Source organism: Rhodomicrobium sp. R_RK_3 (assembly GCF_002198715.1).
In the GTDB taxonomy this organism is placed as follows: Bacteria; Pseudomonadota; Alphaproteobacteria; order Rhizobiales; family Rhodomicrobiaceae; genus R-RK-3.
The window spans coordinates 75,115-94,516 of the sequence record NZ_MWLK01000030.1; the positions used below are offsets into that span (position 1 = coordinate 75,115).

The window sequence follows — 19,402 nt, forward strand, 5'->3', positions numbered from 1 at the left end:
CCTTTGGAGTTGCCCGGCTCTTGGACCATCTGCCCATCTTTCTCGATATTCGCGGCAAGACCGTCATCGTCGCCGGCGGCGGCACGCTGGCCGCGCGCCGCGTCGAGCGTGCGCTGAGCGCGGGCGCGCGGGTCAAGGTCTTCGCCGATGGGCTTTCGGAGGAGTTCGCGCCGTTCCTCGGCAATGCGGCCGTCACGGTTTTCAACCGCCTGCCCGAGCTGGACGACGTCAAGGGCGCCATCCTCGCCTATGGCGCGGAGGAGGATTTCGAGCGCGACAAGCGCCTCCGCGATCTCGCCACCGCGGCCGGCGTGCTCGCCAATGTCGCCGACACCATGGAGCTGTGCGACTTCATCACCCCGGCCATCCTCGACCGCACGCCGCTCGTCGCCGCGATCTCGTCCTCCGGCGCCTCGCCGATCCTGGCCCGCATCATCAAGGCCGAGCTGGAAAGCGCCATCCCCGCGACCTTCGGCGACCTCTCGGGTTTTCTCGGCCGCTTCCGCGATGAGGTGGCGGCCCGCATCACCGAGGGCGTGCGCCGCCGCCGCTTCTGGGAGGACATCGCCGAGAGCGCCGTCGCCGAGCGCGTCATGGCGGGCGATTTCGCCGGGGCCGAGACGGCGCTCCGCGCGCGGCTCGACGCCATCGACGACGCGGCGGGCGGCAAGGCCATCGGCGAGGTCTATCTGGTCGGCACCGGCCCGGGCGACCCGGACCTGCTCACCTTCCGCGCCTTGCGCCTGATGCAGCGCGCCGACGTCGTGCTCTATGACAGGCTGATCGGCCCGCGCATCATGGACCTCGTGCGCCGCGACGCCACCCGCATCTATGTCGGCAAGCAGGCGAACGACCACACCATGAGCCAGGAGGAGATCTCGCAGACCCTCGTCCGGCTGGCGCTTGAGGGCCAGCGCGTGCTGCGGCTCAAGGGCGGCGATCCGTTCATCTTCGGGCGCGGCGGCGAGGAGATCGAGGAGATCGCGCGGCACGGCATCCCGTTCCAGGTCGTGCCGGGCATCACGGCGGCGGCCGGCTGCGCCGCCTATGCCGGCATCCCGCTCACCCACCGCGACCACGCCCAGACCTGCATCTTCGTCACCGGCCACGGCAAGAACGGTGAGGTCGATCTCAATTGGGAGGCGCTGATCCAGCCGCGCCAGACCGTGGCGATCTATATGGGCCTTGCGACCATCGATGCGGTGATGGCGGCCTTCGTCGCGCATGGCGCCGCGCCGGAGATGCCGGTCGCGGTGATCGACAATGGCACCAGGCGGCGGCAGCGCGTGGTGGCGGGGACGCTGGCGGATATCGGCGGAAAGACCGTCGCCGCCGGGCTGAAGGGCCCCGCGATCATCATCATCGGCACGGTGGTGACGCTGCGCGACCGGCTTGCCTGGTTCGAGCCTGGAAAGGTTGAGGGTGCCGGGGCCGCCGGGCCGGACAAATAGCTCGCGCGTCGCGCATGGCGGTTCAGACCACCCGGCGGGCGGGCTCGGACTGGCGGTCGTAGAGGAAGAGGCGGATGGCGCTGGACAGGCTGGCCTCGCCGCGAACCGCGTCTATCGCCGCGACCAGCGCCGCAATCGGCACGCCCTCAGCCAGCGCGGCCGTGCGCAAACCGTCCCAGAAGGGCTGCTCCAGCGAGATCGACGTCCGGTGCCCGGCGATGGCCAGCGAGCGCTTGCGCGGCTTCTGCGCGGCCGAGGCGTCCCAGCCGCCGAGCAGGCCGTTCCCAGCGCGAATCGGGGCTTGCAGAGTGCTGCTGGGCGCCGGCATGGTCAGGCCCTCCGCCCGACCATCGTCTCGGGCCGGACGATGGCGTCGAAATCGGCCTCGCTGACATAGCCGAGGCGCAGCGCCTCCTGCTTCAGCGTGGTGCCGTTCTTATGCGCGTATTTGGCGATCTCGGTCGCCTTGTCGTAGCCGATCTTCGGGGCGAGCGCCGTCACCAGCATCAGGGAGCGCTGCATCAGCTCGGTGATGCGCGCCATGTTCGGCTCGATGCCCTTGATGCAATTGTCGGTCAGGCTGACCATCGCCTCGGACAGCAGCCGGATCGACTGCAAGAGGTTCTGCGCGATCACCGGCTTGAACACGTTCAGCTCGAAATGGCCCTGGCTGCCCGCCATCGTCACCGTCATGTGGTTGCCGACGACCTGGCAGCAGACCATGGTCATCGCCTCGCATTGCGTCGGGTTGACCTTGCCGGGCATGATCGAGGAGCCGGGCTCGTTCTCGGGCAGCGACAGCTCGGCGATGCCGGAGCGCGGGCCGGAGCCTAGGAGGCGGATGTCGTTGGCGATCTTGAACAGGCTGACCGCCAGCACGTTCATCACGCCGGACAGCTCGACCGCCGCGTCGTTGGACGCCAGCGCCTCGAATTTGTTCGGCGCGGTGACGAAGGGCAGGCCGGTCAGCTTGGCGACTTCCTCGGCGAAGCGCTCGGAGAAGCCGGGCGGGCAGTTGATGCCGGTGCCGACCGCAGTGCCGCCCTGGGCCAGCATGTAGATGCGCGGCAGCGCCGCCTTCACCCGCTCGATGCCGAGCCGGATCTGCGCCGCATAGCCGGAAAATTCCTGGCCGAGCGTCATCGGTGTGGCGTCCTGCAGATGGGTGCGGCCGATCTTGATGATGTCCATCCAGGCCGCCGACTTTTCCTCCAGCGCCTTGGCGATGTAGTCGAGCGCGGGCAAGAGCCGGTTGTTCACCTCCTCGGCGGCGGCGATGTGGATGGCGGTCGGGAAGGTGTCGTTGGAGGATTGCGAGCGGTTCACATCGTCATTGGGGTGGACCGGCTTCTTCGATCCCAGCTCGCCGCCCAGCATTTCGATGGCGCGGTTGGAGATCACCTCATTGGCGTTCATGTTCGACTGCGTGCCCGAGCCGGTCTGCCAGACCACCAGCGGGAAATGCCCGTTCAGCTTGCCGTCCACGACTTCCTGCGCGGCCTCGGCGATCGCCTTGGCGCGGGTCTCGTCGAGTGCGCCGAGCGCCAGATTGGTCAGCGCCGCGGATTTCTTGATGATGCCGAGCGCGCGCACCAGCGGCAGCGGCATGGTCTCGCCGCCGATCTTGAAATTGCCCAGACTCCGCTCGGTCTGCGCGCCCCAATATTTGTCGGCGGCAACTTGCAGCGGGCCAAAACTGTCGGTTTCGGTACGGGTGGCGGTCGGCTGCTCGGACATTGACGGCTCTATTCCTCAGAGATTTCGGGCGTCATTTAACACGGGTGGCCGTGTCAGGCCAGACGCATCGCTGGATGTAGGGGGTCGGCCCCGCCAGCGCCGCAAGACGCCGATCAGCCGCCCGTCGATGACCATAAGCCCGCAGGCGATCAGCGCAAGTCCGGCGAAGTGGCGTGGCGCCAATGCTTCGCCCAGGATCAGGCTGCCGAGGCCGATGGCGCTGACCGGAACCAGCAGCGTCACCAGCACGACATTGGTCGCGCCCGCTGCCGCTAGGATGCGGAAATAGAGGATGAAGGCAAGGGCGGTTGAAAGCAGCGCGATGCCCGCGATGGCGGCGAGGCCCGCAGCGTCCGGCATGGGGTGGCCGAAGGGATCGCCGAAGATCAGCGTCACCGGCAGGATCAGGATGGCGCCGAAGACGAGCTGCCCGCAAGCGATGACGATCGGCTGAACGCCGCGGAACCGTTTGCTGAAAATGCTGACCGAGGCATAGCAGAGCGCGGCGGCGAGCACGGCCGCTTCCGCCGGCAGATGGCTCTGCTCGGCGCCCGCCAGGGCGGACGGCCCGATGATGACCACGACGCCGGCGAGCCCCGCGAGCACGCCCGCCACGCGGCGCAGCGAGAGCTTTTCATCGCTGGTGGCGAAATGCGCGATCAGGATGGTGAAGAGCGGCGTCGTCGCGTTGAGGATCGAGGTCAGGCTGCCGGAGATCTGGGTTTGGCCCCAATAGAGCAGGGAGAACGGTGCCGCCGTGCCGAAGGCGCCGAGGACGACGAAGCCGGCCCAGACTGGCCGCTCCTTCGGCAGCTTGACGCCCATCGCCGCCGCGACGACGGCGAGCGCCAGCGCGGCGAGGGACATGCGCAGGAAGGCCAGGGTGAACGGCTCGACCTGCTTGACGGCGACGGCGGCAAAAAAGAACGAGCTGCCCCAAAGCATCGACAGGACGATCAGCAGCACCCATTCCCGCGCGCCCATCCGAAGTGCGGCCGCCATGACGTTCCTCCCATTGCCGGTCCGGGGGGAACCTAGCCGCTCGGGCGGCGCGGGGCTATCCGCTTGTTGCTGCCGAACTCAGCGCGCACTTGCGTGGCGGCGCAGCGTGCGGGGAAGATTATTCGGTCAGGTTTTTCTGGAGATAGTCCGAGACCTGGGTCTTGGCGGTGGTGAGCGGCAATATCGCTTCGTCTCGCTTGAATATATTGGCGTCTTTGATCAGCTTGTCGAGGATGCCGTCGACATCCTTGATAATATCCATTTTTTTCTTTTTGGCGTTACTCGACGATGAAAACAGAAAGATGATCAGCACGATGATGATGCCGATCAGCATGAAGGCGACGATTGACGCGCCGCCATCGAAGAGGGAGCCCGTCGGTGGGTCGTAATAGACGTAATGCGAATCCCGCAAAGCCGCTCTCCAGGGTTGGCATACCGGCCGTCAATCCGGATCTCTCTCGGATTTGCTGAAAATTCAAATAAACACCTATCTATTAGAACATCATGTTCATTGCCAAAAGCTTTACCGGAAAACAGGCTTAACCCGCGCGCTTTAGAGAGAGGCCGGGCCTTATGATTTCGGCGGCACCGGGTCGACATTGGGTCCGGCATCGATCAGGCGCCGGTCGGCGAAATATTTGATGACCCTGCCTTGAGCATCGTTGAGGGTTTCGAAATATTCGGTCCGGTGATGGTTCTTGGCGCTGGTGCGCAGAGCCTCGAAGATGGCGACAATATCGGCGCGCGGGGCCGGCTGCAGCGGCGCGGGCTTGGGCGCCGGGCGGGCGAGCAGCTTCTTGATCCATTTGCGGAGGCGGAATATCACCAGGAGGGTTTCGGCGACGCCGATCAGCAGCACCGATATGATGACGGCCGGTGGCGGGCACTCGTAGAAATCGATCCAATTCTCCAAGGCATGGCTCCCCAGACCGCCCCCGAAACTGTGCCGTACATAAAGGAAGCGCGACGCGCGAAAAAGCGCAATCGTGCCGGACCCAGGCGCGATTTGGGGCAGCGCAGCGAGTTGGCCAAACGCTCGATCGGCCCTTGCCGTTCGAACCCGATGCAGCAGGCCGGCGGCGTTGACAATTCACCGCGCCCACGGCGCTTGACCGGCGCGGGCAAGCCTCTATCCTTCAGCGGTTCAACCATCGGGCCCAAAATGCGAAAATCTGACGGATTGGCGGCCGAAGCGCTCATTCGGCCGTGCCCGCTCGCCGCCTTCCACCCCTCAGGCTCCTGACGTGCTGACTGATCCTTATTTTCTTGCTGTCGCCATTCCGGCGGTGATCGCGCTCGGTCTTGCCAAGGGCGGCTTTGCCGGGGTCGGCACCATCGCCACGCCGCTGGTGGCGCTGGTCGTGCCGCCCTTCGAGGCCGCCGCGCTGCTGCTGCCGATCCTCATCGTGCAGGACGTAATCTCCGTCTGGGTCTATCGCGGCGACTGGAGCGCGCCGAATTTGAAGGCGATGCTGCCCGGCGCGGCGCTCGGAGTCGGGGCGGCATGGTTCCTGGCGGTGCAGGTGCCGGAGGCGGCGGTCCGGCTGATCGTCGGCACGATCGGCCTGTCCTTCGTGCTCAATGCCTGGTTCGGCCCGAAGCCCGAGCCTTCGCTGCCGCATGCGCCGCGCGGCGTGTTCTGGGGCGCGGTGTCCGGCTTCACCTCGGCCTTCGCCAACGCAGGCGGGCCGCCCTTCCAGGTCTATATGCTGCCGCAGCGCTTGCCCAAGCTGACCTTCGTCGGCACCAGCATGATCTTCTTCGCGGTGGTCAACTGGATGAAGGTGGTGCCTTATCTGGCGCTCGGCAATTTCAGCGGCCACGGCATGCTCGTATCGCTCGGACTGATGCCGCTGGCCATCGCGGCCAATTTCCTCGGCATCTGGCTGGTGCGCGTCACGCCGGTCGAGGTGTTCTACCGGATCGCCTATACGCTGGTGTTCCTGTTGTCGCTGGCGCTGATCTGGCAAGGCGGCTCGGCGCTTTGGTTCGGCAAGGCCGGCTGACAGTGGCGGGCGCTCCCATCGCCGGGAGCGCCGCAATATTGTCAGCGCTGGCACTTGGCCGGGCCGACGGCTCCCTCGCAGGTCGCGCGCGCAGCGCTGACCGGGGTCGGCTCAATCCGGTAGAGCGCGCCGGCCGGGTCGTCGGTCAGCATATAGACAAAGCCATCCGGCCCGACGCGCACATCGCGGATCCGGCCCGGCTTCTCCTTCAGGAAACGCTCCTCGCGCGTTACCTTGCCCTCGGCCATGCTGAGGCGGACCACCACCTCGGCGGCCATGGCCCCGGCCCAAAGGCTGCCCCGCCATTGCGGCACGCGGTCGGCCTGATAGACCGCCAGCCCGGACGGCGCGATCGAGGGCACCCAGTAATAGACCGGCTGTTCCATGCCATCGGCCGCCGTCAGCGCGCTGATCTGCGTGCCGTCATAATCGACGCCATAGGTGATGGCCGGCCAGCCGTAATTGCGCCCCTTCTGAACGAGGTTCACTTCGTCGCCGCCCATCGGACCATGCTCGTGCTCCCAGATCTGCCCGGTTTGCGCATCGATGGCGAGCCCTTGCGGATTGCGGTGGCCGTAGCTCCAGATGCCGGGCCGTGCGCCGTCCTTGCCGATGAAGGGATTGTCGTCCGGGAAGCTCCCGTCAGCGCGCATCCGGATGACGGAGCCCCAATCGTCGGACAGGTCCTGCGCGCGCGCGGCTTCATAGCGGTCGCCCAGCGTCAGGAACAGGAAGCCGTCGCGGTCGAAGGCCATGCGGCCGCCGAAATTGATCAGCTCCTTCGCATAGGGCTGCGCTTCGAAGATGACATGCGGCTGCGCCAGCGTCCTGGCGTCCAGGTCGAGCTGCGCCTTCAGCACGCGGACCGTGGAGCTGTCATCCTCGCCATGGGCATAAGAGAGATAGATGGTCCGGTTATGGGCGAAGTCGGGATCGAGGACGACGTCCATCAGCCCGGCCTGCTCGCCCGTCAGGATCGGCGGCAGACCTGCGATGTTTTTGATCGCCCGGCTGCCCGGCGCGATGTAGTGCAACCCGCCGGGACGGTCGGTCACCAGCATGCCCCCGCCGGGAAGGAAGGCCAGCGACCAGGGATATTCGAAGGGCCCCGCAAGCTTGGTGACTTTGAAATCCGGCGCCAGGCTTTCGGCCGACTCGCCCGGCGAAAGTGTTTCAGATCGGCTTGAAGCGGAGAAAAATACAACGGCGGTTAACACCATTGCGGGCGAGCGTAACCCGCGCCAGGACATCAGCAACATTTCGGCTCCTTATTCAAAAAACACCTCAAACCGCAAGGCATTGCATAGCGGTATGAAGGGGAAAATGTCGTTTTTCTTGGCGGTTCGGGCAGTTTCTTCCCAGATTAATATTACGTATGAAACTTATCTTTGCCTCAGCCCTGATAGTCCCTTTGCGCGGCGATGGCGATGAGGAAATCCGGGTTTTACCCGCCGATCACAAGCATCGATTGCATGCAAGGTTCCGGCCAGCCGCGACGCTGCCGGGGCTCATGTGGTCCATCGGCCACAGAGCATGGCATCGGCAGGCGGAGGATCGGCTCAGCCGACTTCCGCCGGCGTCTTGATTCCGGGGGTGATTTCATCCGCGGGGTCGGCCTCGCGGGCGGCGACGCTGAAAATGGCCTCGACAGTCTCCTGCAGCGGGCCGCGCGCATAGCTCACATTCGGCGTCGGGTCCTCGACATCGCCGGCCTCGTCCATCAGGCTGACGAGGATATGCGCGTCGGGCGCCTTGCGCCGCAGGCGGCGGATGGCGTAGCGCATCTGCGCATTGGTGACTGGCTCGACATAGCACAGGCAGACCAGCTTGATGCCCTTGGTGTCGAGGCCGAAGATGCGCGACATCGACAGCGCCTCGGCGTCCTCGGCCCGCGCGCCGATGCCGTGCCGCTCGATGAGCTGGGCGATGATGAGGGCCAGCGCCTCGTCGATTTCGCCGACGCCGGGGACGCACAGCACCGGCTTGCCCTCGGCCCAATCCTTAGGCAGAGCGGCTGCCAGTTCGGCGGAATCCTCCGCGCGGCTGAGCTTGGCGAGCGGCTTGTCGTCGGTCTCCTCGACGGCGGCCTCAGCCTTGTCTTCATGATCGGCGAGATCGTCGATCAGCTCACCGGCCGCTTCCCGCACGCGCTGGAGCCGTTCGCCTTCCAGCCGTCCGCTGGCCTCATCGGCCTGGGCAAGTTTCAAGGTCGGGACGAAGATGTCCTGGTAGTAGGCGATGAGCGGCTTGTCGCGCAGATATTGCCGGGCCTGCTCGGCGGCTTCCACCGGATCGAGCGCGAGCAGCCGCTGATAGGCCAGTTCGGCCGGCGTGAGGGCGGGCTGGTCGCCGAACATCACATCGAGGAATTTCAGCCGCTCGACATGGCGTCCGAGCACCACGAGGCAGAGGGTGAGGGGCGTCGCCAGCACGAGGCCGATCGGGCCCCAGAGCCAAGTCCAGAAGGTGGCGGAGGCGATCACCGCGACCGGGGACAGGCCGGTGCTGTGGCCTTGCAGCATCGGCTCGATGAACTGGCCGACCAGGATGTCGACCACGAGGAAGATCGACGCTGCCCAGATGAACATCGACCAGTCGGGGCCGACCGCCGCCGCCAGCAACAGCGGGAAGATGGCCGAGAGCCAGGTGCCGATATAGGGCATGAAGCGCAGGATCACAGCGAGTATGCCCCAGAGCGGCGCGCTCGGCACGCCGATGATCCACCAGCCGACGCCGATGATGAGGCCGAAGGCGGCGTTCAGGGCGAGCTGGGTGAGAAACAGCCGGCTGAGGCGGCGCCCGGCATCGTCGAGCGCGGCGGTGGTGCGCTGCATGTCGTGCGAACCGGCGAGCCGCACCAGGCGGTTTCGCAGATCCTGGCGCTGCAACAGGATGAAGATCACGAAGATGATGACGAGGCCCGTCGTCACCAGCGGATCGATGAGCGGCGAGATCAGCGCGACCACGGTTTGCAGGGCGCCGTGTTCGGGTTCCTGAATTTGGACCGGAATCGGCGCCTTCACCTCCGGATTGGGCGCGGCCGCCCGCGCGCCGGCGGCCGCAGCGGCGGACCGATCGGGACGGTTGAGCTCGCTCGACAGGTCCTCCAGCACTTCCGACGCCCGCTCCAGCGTGCTGGTCCCGGTCGCCGCGCCGCGCAATGTGTGGATCTTGTCGCGCAATGTTGCCTGATAGCTCGGCAGGTCGGCGGCAAGCTGGTTGACTTGCGTCACCATCAAACCGCCGATGGCGAAGATGCCGGCAAATGCCACCAGCACCACCGAAATCACCGCCGCGCCTTTCGGCACCCGCAAGCGCTGCAGCCGGCGGACCAGCGGCGAGAGCATGAAGCTGAGCAGAATCGCCAGCGCGAACGGCATCAAAATGGATCGCGCGAGATAGAGCGAGGCCACCACGATGAAGGCGAAGGCCAGCGCCGAGACCGCGGCACCCGGCACGCCGTAATCCGGCGTGGTCGCGGATGCGGTGCGGGTAATCCGCCGGACTGGCGTCGCGTCTTGCATGGCTTGCCCCTGAACTGACGGTGACTCGGGTGCCGAATGCATGTCGGTTTCGGCTTGTCACAAACGCACGCAGGCCCGGAGAGTTCATTTGCTTGTGGGAATTGCGGGCCGCCGGGACAGGGCAAAGATAAGTTGCAATAAATTTCGGCGGCATTTGACCGGCGCCGCACAGGCGGATGTCATTGCGCCGGGCGTATAAACAGCGCAAATGTCAGGCTCGGCGCTTTTTTAATGGATAGCTCATGACCTTTCGCAATCTATTGAGGTTGCTCGCGCTTTTCCTCGGCGCAGCGCTCGGCTCTCAGCAGGCATCGTCGCAAAGCTTCGTCGAGACCGTGCAGACCGCTCTCTATGCCGGCAAGATCGACGATGCGGCGGCGGCCGCGCGGGCGCGCCTGGGTGCGTCTCCGGGCGATGCGCAGGCGCAATTCGCGCTCGGCGCGGCGCAGTTTCTGGGCGCGGTCGAAAAGCTCGGCCAGGATCTGTATCGATATGGATTGCACAGCAACTACACCGACCGCACCGGAGTGTCGCCGCTGCCGTTCCTGCGGCTTCCGGTGCCCAACAATCCGCATCCCGAGCCAGTCAGCTATGATGCGCTGCGGGGCGTCTTGCAGGGGTTCGCCGCCCGGCTCGGCGAGGCGGAGGCGACCTTGGCCGCGGTCCCGGACCAGCCGGTCGACCTGCCGCTGAATATCGGTCTGATCCGGCTCGACCTGAACGGCGACCAGGCCAGCTCGGAGGACGAAGCCCTCTGGCAGATTTTCAAGCGCGTCGGCGGCTTCCCCTGGCTCACGCCTGAGACGGCCGCGCGGCTGCAAACCGATTTCGACTCCGGCGACGTGCCGTGGCTGCGCGGCTATTGCAATCTGCTGATGGGATTGGCGGATTTCATCCTCGCGCATGACTGGCACGAAGCCTTCGACGCGACCTTCCAAAATCTCTTCCCCAAATCCGACCTGCCATCCTCGCCGATGCTGGCTCTGGAGGTCCAGCCGCGCTCCAGCACCGGCGCCATCGCCGATCTCGTCGCCTTCGTGCATCTGCTGCATTGGCCGGTCGTCGAGCCGCAGCGGATGCAGTCCGCGCTCGGGCATTTCGAGGCCATGGCCGCGCTGAGCCGGGAGAGCTGGCGCCGCATCATGGCCGAGACCGACACCGGGCGCGCCGAATGGATCCCGAACCCGTCGCAGACCAGCGTCCTGCCGGGCATGCAGGTCACCGTCGAGCGCGTTGCAGGGTGGCAGCAATTTCTCGGCGAATTCGAGGCGCTGCTGCAGGGGCGCAAGCTTCTGCCGCATTACCGCTTCGACCGCGGCCTCAACCTGCGCCGCATGTTCACCGAGCCGCGCACCTTCGACATCGTGCTGCTGATCCAGGGCAGCGCCGCCTTGCCCTATCTCGAAGAGGGCGAACTGACATCCGGCGGCACCTGGCAAACCATCTTCCAGCTTATGGGCGGCGATTTCTTCCGCTATTTCGTCTGGTTCAATTGACGGCGCGGTGCGTGTCCGAAAAGCCTCCCTCCCGAGGGAATGCCTCCGTGACCGCAACCCGTGTGTTGACATCGCGCGCAAACCAACTTCAGTACAATCTGTAGTTGCTTTGTTCGCGCGTGCGGTCGCCATTCCAAGGACTGAGCACGCGTGAGCGGGCGCCGCAGGCAATGATCCCATTCGGAGGACACTATGCTTGCGTCCGGCGCCCGCCTCAGCGCGGCCATCATTGCCTACGTTGCCATTGCCCTGGCCCCGCCCGCCGAGGCCGCGACCATCATCGTCACCAACCAATCCGAATTCGACGCCGCCGTCGCCGTCGCCACCCAGCCGGGGCACGCGGATACGATCGAGGTCAACGCGCTGACCATCAGCAGCGGGGCCGCCCTGACTGTGCCGGGCGCTGCCATCTCCACCACGATCAATTTCAATGGCCTCGTCGGCACGCCCGGCTCCAATCCCATGTTCCAGGTCGGCTTCGGGACCACGGGCCAACTCAATGTCGGTGACCAGTCGACGCTGCATTTCAATACCACCAATGGCATCGCGCGATTGCAGGTCGGCTATTTCAGCGGCGTCAATGACGGCAACGGCACCGTCAATATGACCGGCGGAACGATCAATGTGACGCCGACCGCCCCCAATTACCTCGTGCTCGATATTGGCCGCGGCAGCCTCGGTTCGGTCGGCACGTTCAACCAGAGCGGCGGCCTTGTCGATTTGGCCAACGGCGCATTGCAGGTCGGCGTGGCGCAGGGCACGGGCACCTACAATCTGAGCGGCAATGCAGTGGCGAGCCTCACGTCAGGCACGGTCTATTTCGGCGATGGCGTCGGCGGCTCGGGCACGTTGGCCGTTCATGACAACGCGCAATTCCTGCTGAACGGCGTCGGCGGCGGCGGACAGTTCTTTCTCGGCAACGACCAGGGCACCGGCCATATCATCCAGGACGGCGCCGGATCGCTCGTCGTGCTGACTGTGCCTGCCGGGTTCTCGGTCGGTTCGTCCTCCGGCGGCGTCGGCATCGGCGGCACCGGCACCTACGACCTCTCGGCGGGCGAGCTCGAAATTCGCGGCGTCGGCATGATTCTGGGCGCCGACGACCAAGGCACGGGTATTTTCAACCAGACTGGCGGCATCGTTACGGTGGCCGGCGGCTCGATCGCTTTCGGTCTCGGTTCCAGCACCTATAATCTCGACGGCGGCGAGCTGCAGTTCGCCGTGGTCAATCCATTGGTCTCGCTCGGCGGCGTGCATGCCTTTAATTTCGGCGATGGCACGATCCGGGCCGTCGCCAATTTCTCGACCGCCCTCGATTTCAACATGGTCGGCGATTCCACCATCAACACCTTCGACGGCACGATCGGCCATACCGTCACCTTTTCCGGCCCGATGGCGGGCGCGGGCTCGCTGACCAAGGCCGGGGCCGGCACGCTGATCTACACCAGCGCCAAGACCTATACCGGCGGCACCGAAATCGCCGGCGGCACGCTGCAACTGGGGGCCGGCGGCAGCCTCGCGCCGACCGGCGCGCTGCAGGTCGATGCGCCCGGCACCTTCGACCTGAACGGCCACATCCAGACCGTCTCCGACTTCGCCGGCGCGGGCGCGGTGCTGCTCGGCGCGGGCCAGCTCACGGCGGGGACCGCGAACAGCACCATTTACTCCGGCGCCATGTCCGGCACCGGCGGCTTCGTCAAGACCGGCGCGGGCACCCTCAGCCTCACCGGCACCAGCCCCTATACCGGCCCGACCACCGTGCAGGCCGGCACGCTCGCGGTCTATGGCTCCATCGCCTCGCCGGTCACCGTGAATGGCGGCGTCCTCGCCGGCGACGGCACGGTCGGCGGCATTGTGGCGAACAGCGGCGCGACCGTCGCGCCCGGCGCCTCGATCGCCACGCTGACCGCCACCGGCAGCGTCGTCTTCAATCCGGGCTCGTTCTATCGGGTGGAAACCAATGCGGCGGGCAAGTCCGACAAGATCGTGGCGGCCGGTCCGGCGACCTTGAACGGCGGCACGGTGCAGGTGCTGTCGGCGAACGGCAATTATTCGCCCTTCACCACCTACATCATTCTGTCGGCGGCCAGCGTCAGCGGACAATTCGCCGGCGTCACCGACAATCTCCTCTTCCTCGATCCGTCTCTGACTTATGATGCTGCCAATGTCTATCTGACGCTCACCCGCAGCGAGACGCCGTTCGCAAGCGTCGCCCGCACGCCCAATCAGCGGGCGGTGGCCAACGCGCTCGAGCGGTTCCCGACCGGCAACCCGCTGTTTATCGATCTGCTCGGTCAGGACGCGGCGGGCGCGCGCCAGGCCTTCGACGCGCTCTCGGGTGAAATCCACGCCACGCTCTCCGGCGTGCTGGTCGATGAAAGCCTGTTCATGCGCCGCGCCATGCTCGGCCAGCTGGTGCAAGCCTCCTATGCCGAGGGCGGCGCGGCGCTGGCCATCGCGCTCGCGGGGGCCGATCCGGCGACGACCGCGTCGATTCCGGCATCCTCTTCGGCCTCGCTAGGCGACGAGTTCGCCGCCTTGTCGCCATTCACCAGCGGCATTACCTTCTGGGGGCGCGGCTTCGGCTCCTGGGGTCAGTTCGACGGCGACGGCAATGCGGCGAGCGCCGACCGCGAGCTCGGCGGCTATATCTCCGGCGCCGGCGGCGGCATCGGCGAGGGCTGGACGGCGGGCTACGCCACCGGCTTCATCCGGTCCAATGTCGATGTCGGCGCGCGCAACAGCTCGGCCGATGTCGACAGCTATCTGGTCGGCGGCTATCTCGGCGGACCGATCGGCCCCGTCGCCTTCCGCTCCGGCGCGGCCTGGAGCTGGCACGACATCGACACCACCCGCGCGGTGATCTTCCCCGGCTTCTTCGAGAATGAGCGCGCGAGCTACAATGCCGACACGGTCCAGGCCTTCGCCGAATTCGCCTATCCCATGCTGACCGGCCCCGGCTCGGCGGTGGAGCCCTTTGCCGGCATCGCCGTGGTGCGCCAGAGCACGGAGGGCTTCACCGAGAGCGGCAATTTCGCCGGCCTGACGAGTTCGAACCGCGCCGACGATATCGGCTATTCGACGCTCGGCATCCGCGCCGCGGCGACGCTGCCGGTCGCCGGCATGATGACGACGCCGCGCCTCCTGCTCGCCTGGCAGCACGCCTTCGGCGATGTCGACACCGATCAGGTCTTCCGCTTCGCCACCGCAGGCATCGCCTTCGGCATCGGCGGCGTACCGGTGGTGCAGGACAGCGCGGCGATCGAGGCGGGCGTCGATGTCGCTCTCGGCTATAATGCGATCTTCGGCCTCTCCTATGCCGGACAGGTCGGCGACGAACTGGAAGACCATGGCGTACAGGGACGGCTCACCTGGCGGTTTTAAGTCCGCTGTCGAAATCTCCGCGAAAGCGGGGATCCCGTACGCCGCGGCGCGAAGGGTGAGCCAGAAAGCCAATTCGGAGTTTGTTAATACTGGATCCCCGCCTTCGCGGGGATTTCGATTCATGGAAGGGGCCGGGTCTTCAGGTGTGCTCAGGAGTGAGGGCGGGGGCGGGGCGTCCCCGCTTGCGCTCCGGTTCCGGCTCTGACGCCTCGGCTTCGCGCGGTTCCGTGACGTGATGCTGGCCGGTCAGCCAATCCGAGAGCTGATCGAGATAGAGATAGATCACCGGCGTCGTGAACAGCGTCAGGATCTGGCTGACGATCAGGCCGCCGACCATCGCATAGCCGAGCGGCTGGCGGATCTCCGAGCCGGTGCCGGTGCCCAGCATCAGCGGGATGCCGCCGAGCAGGGCGGCCATGGTGGTCATCATGATCGGCCGGAAGCGGAGAAGCGCGGCGCGGCGGATGGCGTCATGGGCGGAGAGATGATCGTCGCGCTCGGCGACAATGGCGAAATCGACCAGCATGATGCCGTTCTTCTTCACGATGCCGATGAGCAGGATGATGCCGATCAGCGCGATCAGGCTGAAGTCGAAATGGAACAGCATCAAAGTCGCGAGCGCGCCCACGCCCGCCGATGGCAGCGTCGACAGGATGGTGATCGGGTGAATGTAGCTCTCATAGAGAATGCCGAGGATCAGGTAGACGGTGACGAGCGCGGCGATGATCAACAGCGGCACCGTCGCCAACGAATCCTGGAAGGCCTGGGCATTGCCCTGGAAGCCGGTGTTGATGGTCGCTGGAAGGTTCAGCTCGGTCTGGGCGCGCGCCACCGCGTCCGTCGCCTGGCCGAGCGCGGTGCCGGCGGCGAGATTGAAGCTGATGGTGATGGCGGGGAACTGGCCCTGATGGCTGATCGAAAGCGGCTGCACCTTCGTCGTCGTCCATTTCGAGAAGGCCGAAAGCGGCACCTGCCCGCCGGTCGTGGGCGATTTAAGGAAGATCTTGTCCAGCGTGGTGACATCGCCCTGCAAGGCGGGCAGCACTTCCATGATCACGTCATAGCTTGAGAGCTGCGTAAAATATTGCGCGATCTGGCGCTGGCCGAAGGCGTCGTACAGCGTGTCGTCGATGGTCTGCAGCGACAGGCCGTAGCGCGCGGCCTGATCGCGGTCGACGGTCAGCGTCAATGTGGTGCCGAGCGTCTGCTGGTCCGAGGCGACGTCGCGCAGCTCCGGCAGCGTCCGCATCTTGGCGAGCATTTTCGGCGCCCATTCGTTCAGCTCGGCAATGTCGGGGCCTTGCATCGTGTACTGGAACTGGGTGCGCGATGCCCGCCCTCCGACGCGCACATCCTGCGCCGCCTGCAGATAGAGCCGGGCGCCCTCGACCTTGGCGAGCTGCGGCGTGAGCCGCGCGATCACCTGGTCGGCCGTCACGTCGCGCTGATTGCGCGGCTTCAGGCTGATATAGAGCCGCCCCGTATTCAGCGCATTGCCATTGCCGCCGACGGACATGGCGACATGATCGACCGCCGGGTCCTTCTGCACGATGGCGCCGAGCGCTTCCTGATGCCGGCGCATACCGGCGAAGGAGATGCCTTGCGCGGCCTCGGAAATGCCGGTGATGAGGCCGGTGTCCTGCTGCGGGAAGAAGCCCTTGGGGATGAGGATGAACAGATAGACCGACAGACCGAGCGTGGCGAGGAAGACGAGCAGCGTGATAAAACGGAATTTCAGCACGATATCGAGGCCGCGCTCGTAGGCTTTCAGCATGGCATCGAAGCCGCGTTCGCTGAGAGTGTAGAGCCGCCCATGCTTGGTCTTGTGCGCGTCCTTCAGGAACAGCGACGCCATCATCGGCGTCAGCGTCAGCGAGACTACGACCGACACGACGATGGTCATCGCCAGCGTCACGGCGAATTCACGGAACAGGCGGCCGATGATGCCGCCCATCAGCAAAAGCGGGATCAGCACTGCAATCAGCGAAATGCTGATCGAGATGATGGTGAAGGCGATCTCCTTGGAGCCCTTCAGCGCCGCCGCCATCGGCGTCTCGCCCTCCTCGATATAGCGGGTGATGTTCTCCAGCATGACGATGGCGTCGTCGACGACGAAGCCGACCGAAATCGTCAGCGCCATCAGCGAGAGATTGTCGAGGCTGTAGCCGGCGGCCCACATCAAGGCGCAGGCGCCGAGCAGGGCGAGCGGCACCGTGATGCTCGGAATGATCGTCGCCCACAGGCTGCGCAGGAAGACGAAGATCACCATCACCACCAGCGCGATGGTCAGCGCCAGCGTGAATTGCACGTCCTCGACCGAGGCGCGGATGGTCTGGGTGCGGTCGCTGAGGGTGAAGACGTTGATCGAGGGCGGCATCGACGCCTTCAGCCGCGGCAGCGCCTTCATGATCCGGTCCACCGTCTCGATGACATTGGCATCGGGCTGCTTGAAGACGACGAGAAAAATGCCCGGCTTGCCGTCGGCCCAAGCGGCCTGCTTGGTGTCCTCTGGGCCGGTGACGGCCTGACCGATGTCGCGCACCCGCACTGCGCCGCCGTTGCGATAGGCGACGATGATGTCGTTCCAGTCCTTGGACTCGGGGAGCTGGTCGTTGGTGTAGATGGTGAAGGAGCGCTTGTTGCCGTCGATGGAGCCTTTCGGGTTATCGACGGTGGTGACCGAGAGCGGGATGCGCACGTCCTCCAGCGACAGGCCCTTGGCGACGAGCTTGGCCGGATCGAGCTGGATGCGGATGGCGGGCTTCTGCTGGCCGCCGATGGTGACCTGGGCGACGCCGGATATGGCGCTGATCTGCTGGGCGAGCTTGGTCTCGATATTGTCGTCGACCTCGGTCAGCGGCAATGCGTCCGAGGTCGCGCCGAGCAGCAGGATGGGCGAGTCCGCCGGGTTGACCTTGCGGTAGGTCGGCGGGTCGGGGAGGTTTTGCGGCAATTGCCCGCCGGCGGCGTTGATCGCGGCCTGCACATCATTGGCGGCGGCATCGATATTGCGGTCCAGATCGAACTGGATGGTGATCGACGTCGAGCCCAGCGTGCTGGTCGAGGTCATCTGGGTGACGCCGGGGATCTTGGCGAATTGCGTCTCCAGGGGCTGCGCCACCGAGGAGGCGATGGTCTCCGGCGAGGCGCCCGGAAGCTGGGCCGAAACCTGGATGGTCGGGAAATCGACGCGCGGCAGCGGCGCGACTGGCAAAAGCGGGTAGGCGACGATGCCGACGAAGAGAATGCCGACCATCAGCAACGAGGTCGCGATCGGATGCCGGATGAACGGCCCTGAAATTCCGCCGTCTTCCATCATGGCACCTTTGGCGCTGTGCCGGCGTTCTCCGCCGTCTTGTCGGTGTCGCCGCCCGATCTGACCTCGGTCGGATCGACCACGGAGCCCTGCTGCAGGCGGTACTGGCCGGCGGTCACGACCTTCTCGCCCGGCGTCAGCCCGGACAGGATCACCGAGCGGCCCTCGCCTTCCTCGCCGATTTTGACCGGCCGCATCGCCACCTTGTTGCCCTCGCCGACGACGAAGGCGTAGAGGCCGTTAGGCCCGCGCTGCACGGCATCGACGGGGACAGTCGTCACCTGCTTCAGCGTGTTGACGAGAAGCCGGGTCGAAACGGAGAGGCCCGGCCACAGCACATTATCCGCATTGGCGAAGGTCGCCTTCATGCGGATGGTGCCGCTGGCCTCATCGACCAGATTATTGACCAGGGCGAGGTGCCCCTCCGCCAGAGTCTTCGTCCCATCCGACCTCAGCGCCGACACCGGAACCGTGCCGGCGGCGAGCGCCTGGTTGATGCGGGGCAAGTCCTCCTCCGGCGCGGTGAAGACGACGGAGATCGGCTGCAATTTCACGATGGTGACGATGCCGGTCGTATCGGAGGCGTGCACGATATTGCCGGGATCGACGAGGCGGAAGCCGGTCTTTCCGGTCAGCGGCGCGCGGATCGTCGTATAGCTGAGCTGGGTCTGGGCGTTGTCGATCGCGGCCTGGTCGCCCTTGAGCTGCGCGGTGAGATTATCGACCGACGCCTGTTGCGTGTCGAGCTGCTGGCGCGAGGCGTAATCGCGCTCGGCGAGGCGGCCATAGCGGGCGAGATCCGACTGTGCGTTCTTCAGCATCGCCTCGTCCTGCGCCTTCTTCGACAGCGCCTGGTCGAGGGCCGCCTGATAGGGGCGCGGATCGATCTGGACTAAAAGATCGCCTTCCTTGACCATCTGGCCCTGCCGGAAGGCGACGTTGACGACCTGCCCGTCGACGCGGCTCTGCACCGTCACCGTGTTGTAGGGCTGGACCGTACCGAGGCCGGTCAGATAGACTGGGAAATCGTCGCGCTGCACCTGCGCGATGGTGACGGGGATGGGTGGCGGGGCAGCTTGTTTGGAGGCCGTCACGGCGGGATCGGCATGAAAATGGCGCCAGCCGAAATAGCCGCCGAGGGCGAGCAGGGCGATCAAAAGGAACGGGATCCATCGACGACGGGTAGGCGAAGCCTGAGATTCGGCCAAAACCGGACTCCCACTATATCCTTGGCTGCCTAAATGTTACGGAATGTCGAAGTTCCGACTTGCGTCAATCCCGCTCCGTACATTCGGCAGGCTTGTTTAACTGACCGCGAGCAACCCGCTCAAGCGTTCCACTGTAACGCGATGTCGCGCGGCCACTTTCAGAAACAAACTGAACGGAGTGCCGCGCATTGGCCCCCAATGGACTGCGTCAAGGCGAACAATCCGAATTTTGGGCTTTTACCTGTATAGGTTGAGGAGATATGGGTTGGGGCCCGGTC

The 19,402-nt window shown here is 65.6% G+C and carries 14 protein-coding genes; 5 read left to right on the forward strand and 9 right to left on the reverse strand.

The window, feature by feature from the left end:
• Nucleotides 1-20 precede the first annotated feature (20 nt).
• Complete coding sequence (gene cysG / locus BLEFHOIH_RS16690; protein ID WP_088347160.1) at nt 21-1,451, forward strand: siroheme synthase CysG; 1,431 nt, start codon at nt 21-23, stop codon at nt 1,449-1,451.
• A 22-nt stretch (nt 1,452-1,473) separates the two neighbouring features.
• On the opposite strand, the gene BLEFHOIH_RS16695 is transcribed toward cysG, so the two are convergent.
• The 5 genes from BLEFHOIH_RS16695 to BLEFHOIH_RS16715 all read right to left on the reverse strand — a co-directional run bounded on the left by BLEFHOIH_RS16695 (nt 1,474) and on the right by BLEFHOIH_RS16715 (nt 5,103).
• A complete protein-coding gene (locus BLEFHOIH_RS16695; protein WP_088347161.1) occupies nt 1,474-1,779 on the reverse strand; it encodes a ribbon-helix-helix domain-containing protein in 306 nt (101 codons plus the stop codon).
• Nucleotides 1,780-1,781: 2 nt separating this feature from the next.
• A complete protein-coding gene (fumC, locus tag BLEFHOIH_RS16700; RefSeq protein WP_088347162.1) occupies nt 1,782-3,188 on the reverse strand; it encodes a class II fumarate hydratase in 1,407 nt (468 codons plus the stop codon).
• A 15-nt stretch (nt 3,189-3,203) separates the two neighbouring features.
• Nucleotides 3,204-4,190 (reverse strand): DMT family transporter, encoded by a 987-nt coding sequence (locus tag BLEFHOIH_RS16705; protein ID WP_088347163.1) that lies wholly within the window; start codon nt 4,188-4,190, stop codon nt 3,204-3,206.
• A gap of 118 nt (nt 4,191-4,308) precedes the next feature.
• A complete protein-coding gene (locus BLEFHOIH_RS16710; protein ID WP_088347164.1) occupies nt 4,309-4,602 on the reverse strand; it encodes a hypothetical protein in 294 nt (97 codons plus the stop codon).
• A gap of 159 nt (nt 4,603-4,761) precedes the next feature.
• Nucleotides 4,762-5,103, reverse strand: a complete 342-nt coding sequence (locus tag BLEFHOIH_RS16715) for a hypothetical protein (RefSeq protein ID WP_088347165.1) — start codon at nt 5,101-5,103, stop codon at nt 4,762-4,764.
• A 331-nt stretch (nt 5,104-5,434) separates the two neighbouring features.
• Between BLEFHOIH_RS16715 and BLEFHOIH_RS16720 the strand changes: the two genes are divergently transcribed.
• Complete coding sequence (locus BLEFHOIH_RS16720; protein WP_088347166.1) at nt 5,435-6,196, forward strand: sulfite exporter TauE/SafE family protein; 762 nt, start codon at nt 5,435-5,437, stop codon at nt 6,194-6,196.
• Between the two features lie 41 nt (nt 6,197-6,237).
• On the opposite strand, the gene BLEFHOIH_RS16725 is transcribed toward BLEFHOIH_RS16720, so the two are convergent.
• Nucleotides 6,238-7,416: a PQQ-dependent sugar dehydrogenase gene (locus BLEFHOIH_RS16725; RefSeq protein ID WP_280950365.1), complete on the reverse strand. Its 1,179-nt coding sequence runs from the start codon at nt 7,414-7,416 to the stop codon at nt 6,238-6,240.
• Between BLEFHOIH_RS16725 and BLEFHOIH_RS27295 the strand changes: the two genes are divergently transcribed.
• Nucleotides 7,313-7,627, forward strand: a complete 315-nt coding sequence (locus BLEFHOIH_RS27295) for a hypothetical protein (protein WP_245297052.1) — start codon at nt 7,313-7,315, stop codon at nt 7,625-7,627. The two genes, BLEFHOIH_RS16725 and BLEFHOIH_RS27295, sit on opposite strands and share 104 nt — an antisense overlap.
• A 128-nt stretch (nt 7,628-7,755) precedes the next feature.
• Here the strand turns inward: BLEFHOIH_RS27295 and BLEFHOIH_RS16730 are convergent, their stop codons facing one another.
• Entirely contained in the window at nt 7,756-9,720 is a 1,965-nt protein-coding gene (locus tag BLEFHOIH_RS16730) for an AI-2E family transporter (protein ID WP_170937207.1), read from the reverse strand.
• Nucleotides 9,721-9,962: 242 nt separating this feature from the next.
• On the opposite strand from BLEFHOIH_RS16730, the gene BLEFHOIH_RS16735 reads away from it, so the two are divergent.
• Entirely contained in the window at nt 9,963-11,216 is a 1,254-nt protein-coding gene (locus tag BLEFHOIH_RS16735) for a hypothetical protein (RefSeq protein ID WP_125461758.1), read from the forward strand.
• Nucleotides 11,217-11,408: 192 nt separating this feature from the next.
• Nucleotides 11,409-14,600, forward strand: coding sequence for an autotransporter domain-containing protein (locus tag BLEFHOIH_RS27555; protein WP_088347170.1), 3,192 nt, complete (start codon nt 11,409-11,411; stop codon nt 14,598-14,600).
• 139 nt (nt 14,601-14,739) lie between these two features.
• Here the strand turns inward: BLEFHOIH_RS27555 and BLEFHOIH_RS16745 are convergent, their stop codons facing one another.
• Nucleotides 14,740-17,916 (reverse strand): multidrug efflux RND transporter permease subunit, encoded by a 3,177-nt coding sequence (locus BLEFHOIH_RS16745; RefSeq protein WP_088347171.1) that lies wholly within the window; start codon nt 17,914-17,916, stop codon nt 14,740-14,742.
• On the reverse strand, nt 17,916-19,073 hold the full coding sequence (locus BLEFHOIH_RS16750; protein WP_245297053.1) for an efflux RND transporter periplasmic adaptor subunit: 1,158 nt from the start codon (nt 19,071-19,073) through the stop codon (nt 17,916-17,918). The genes BLEFHOIH_RS16745 and BLEFHOIH_RS16750 overlap by 1 nt, the downstream gene beginning before the upstream one ends.
• Nucleotides 19,074-19,402: the final 329 nt, after the last annotated feature.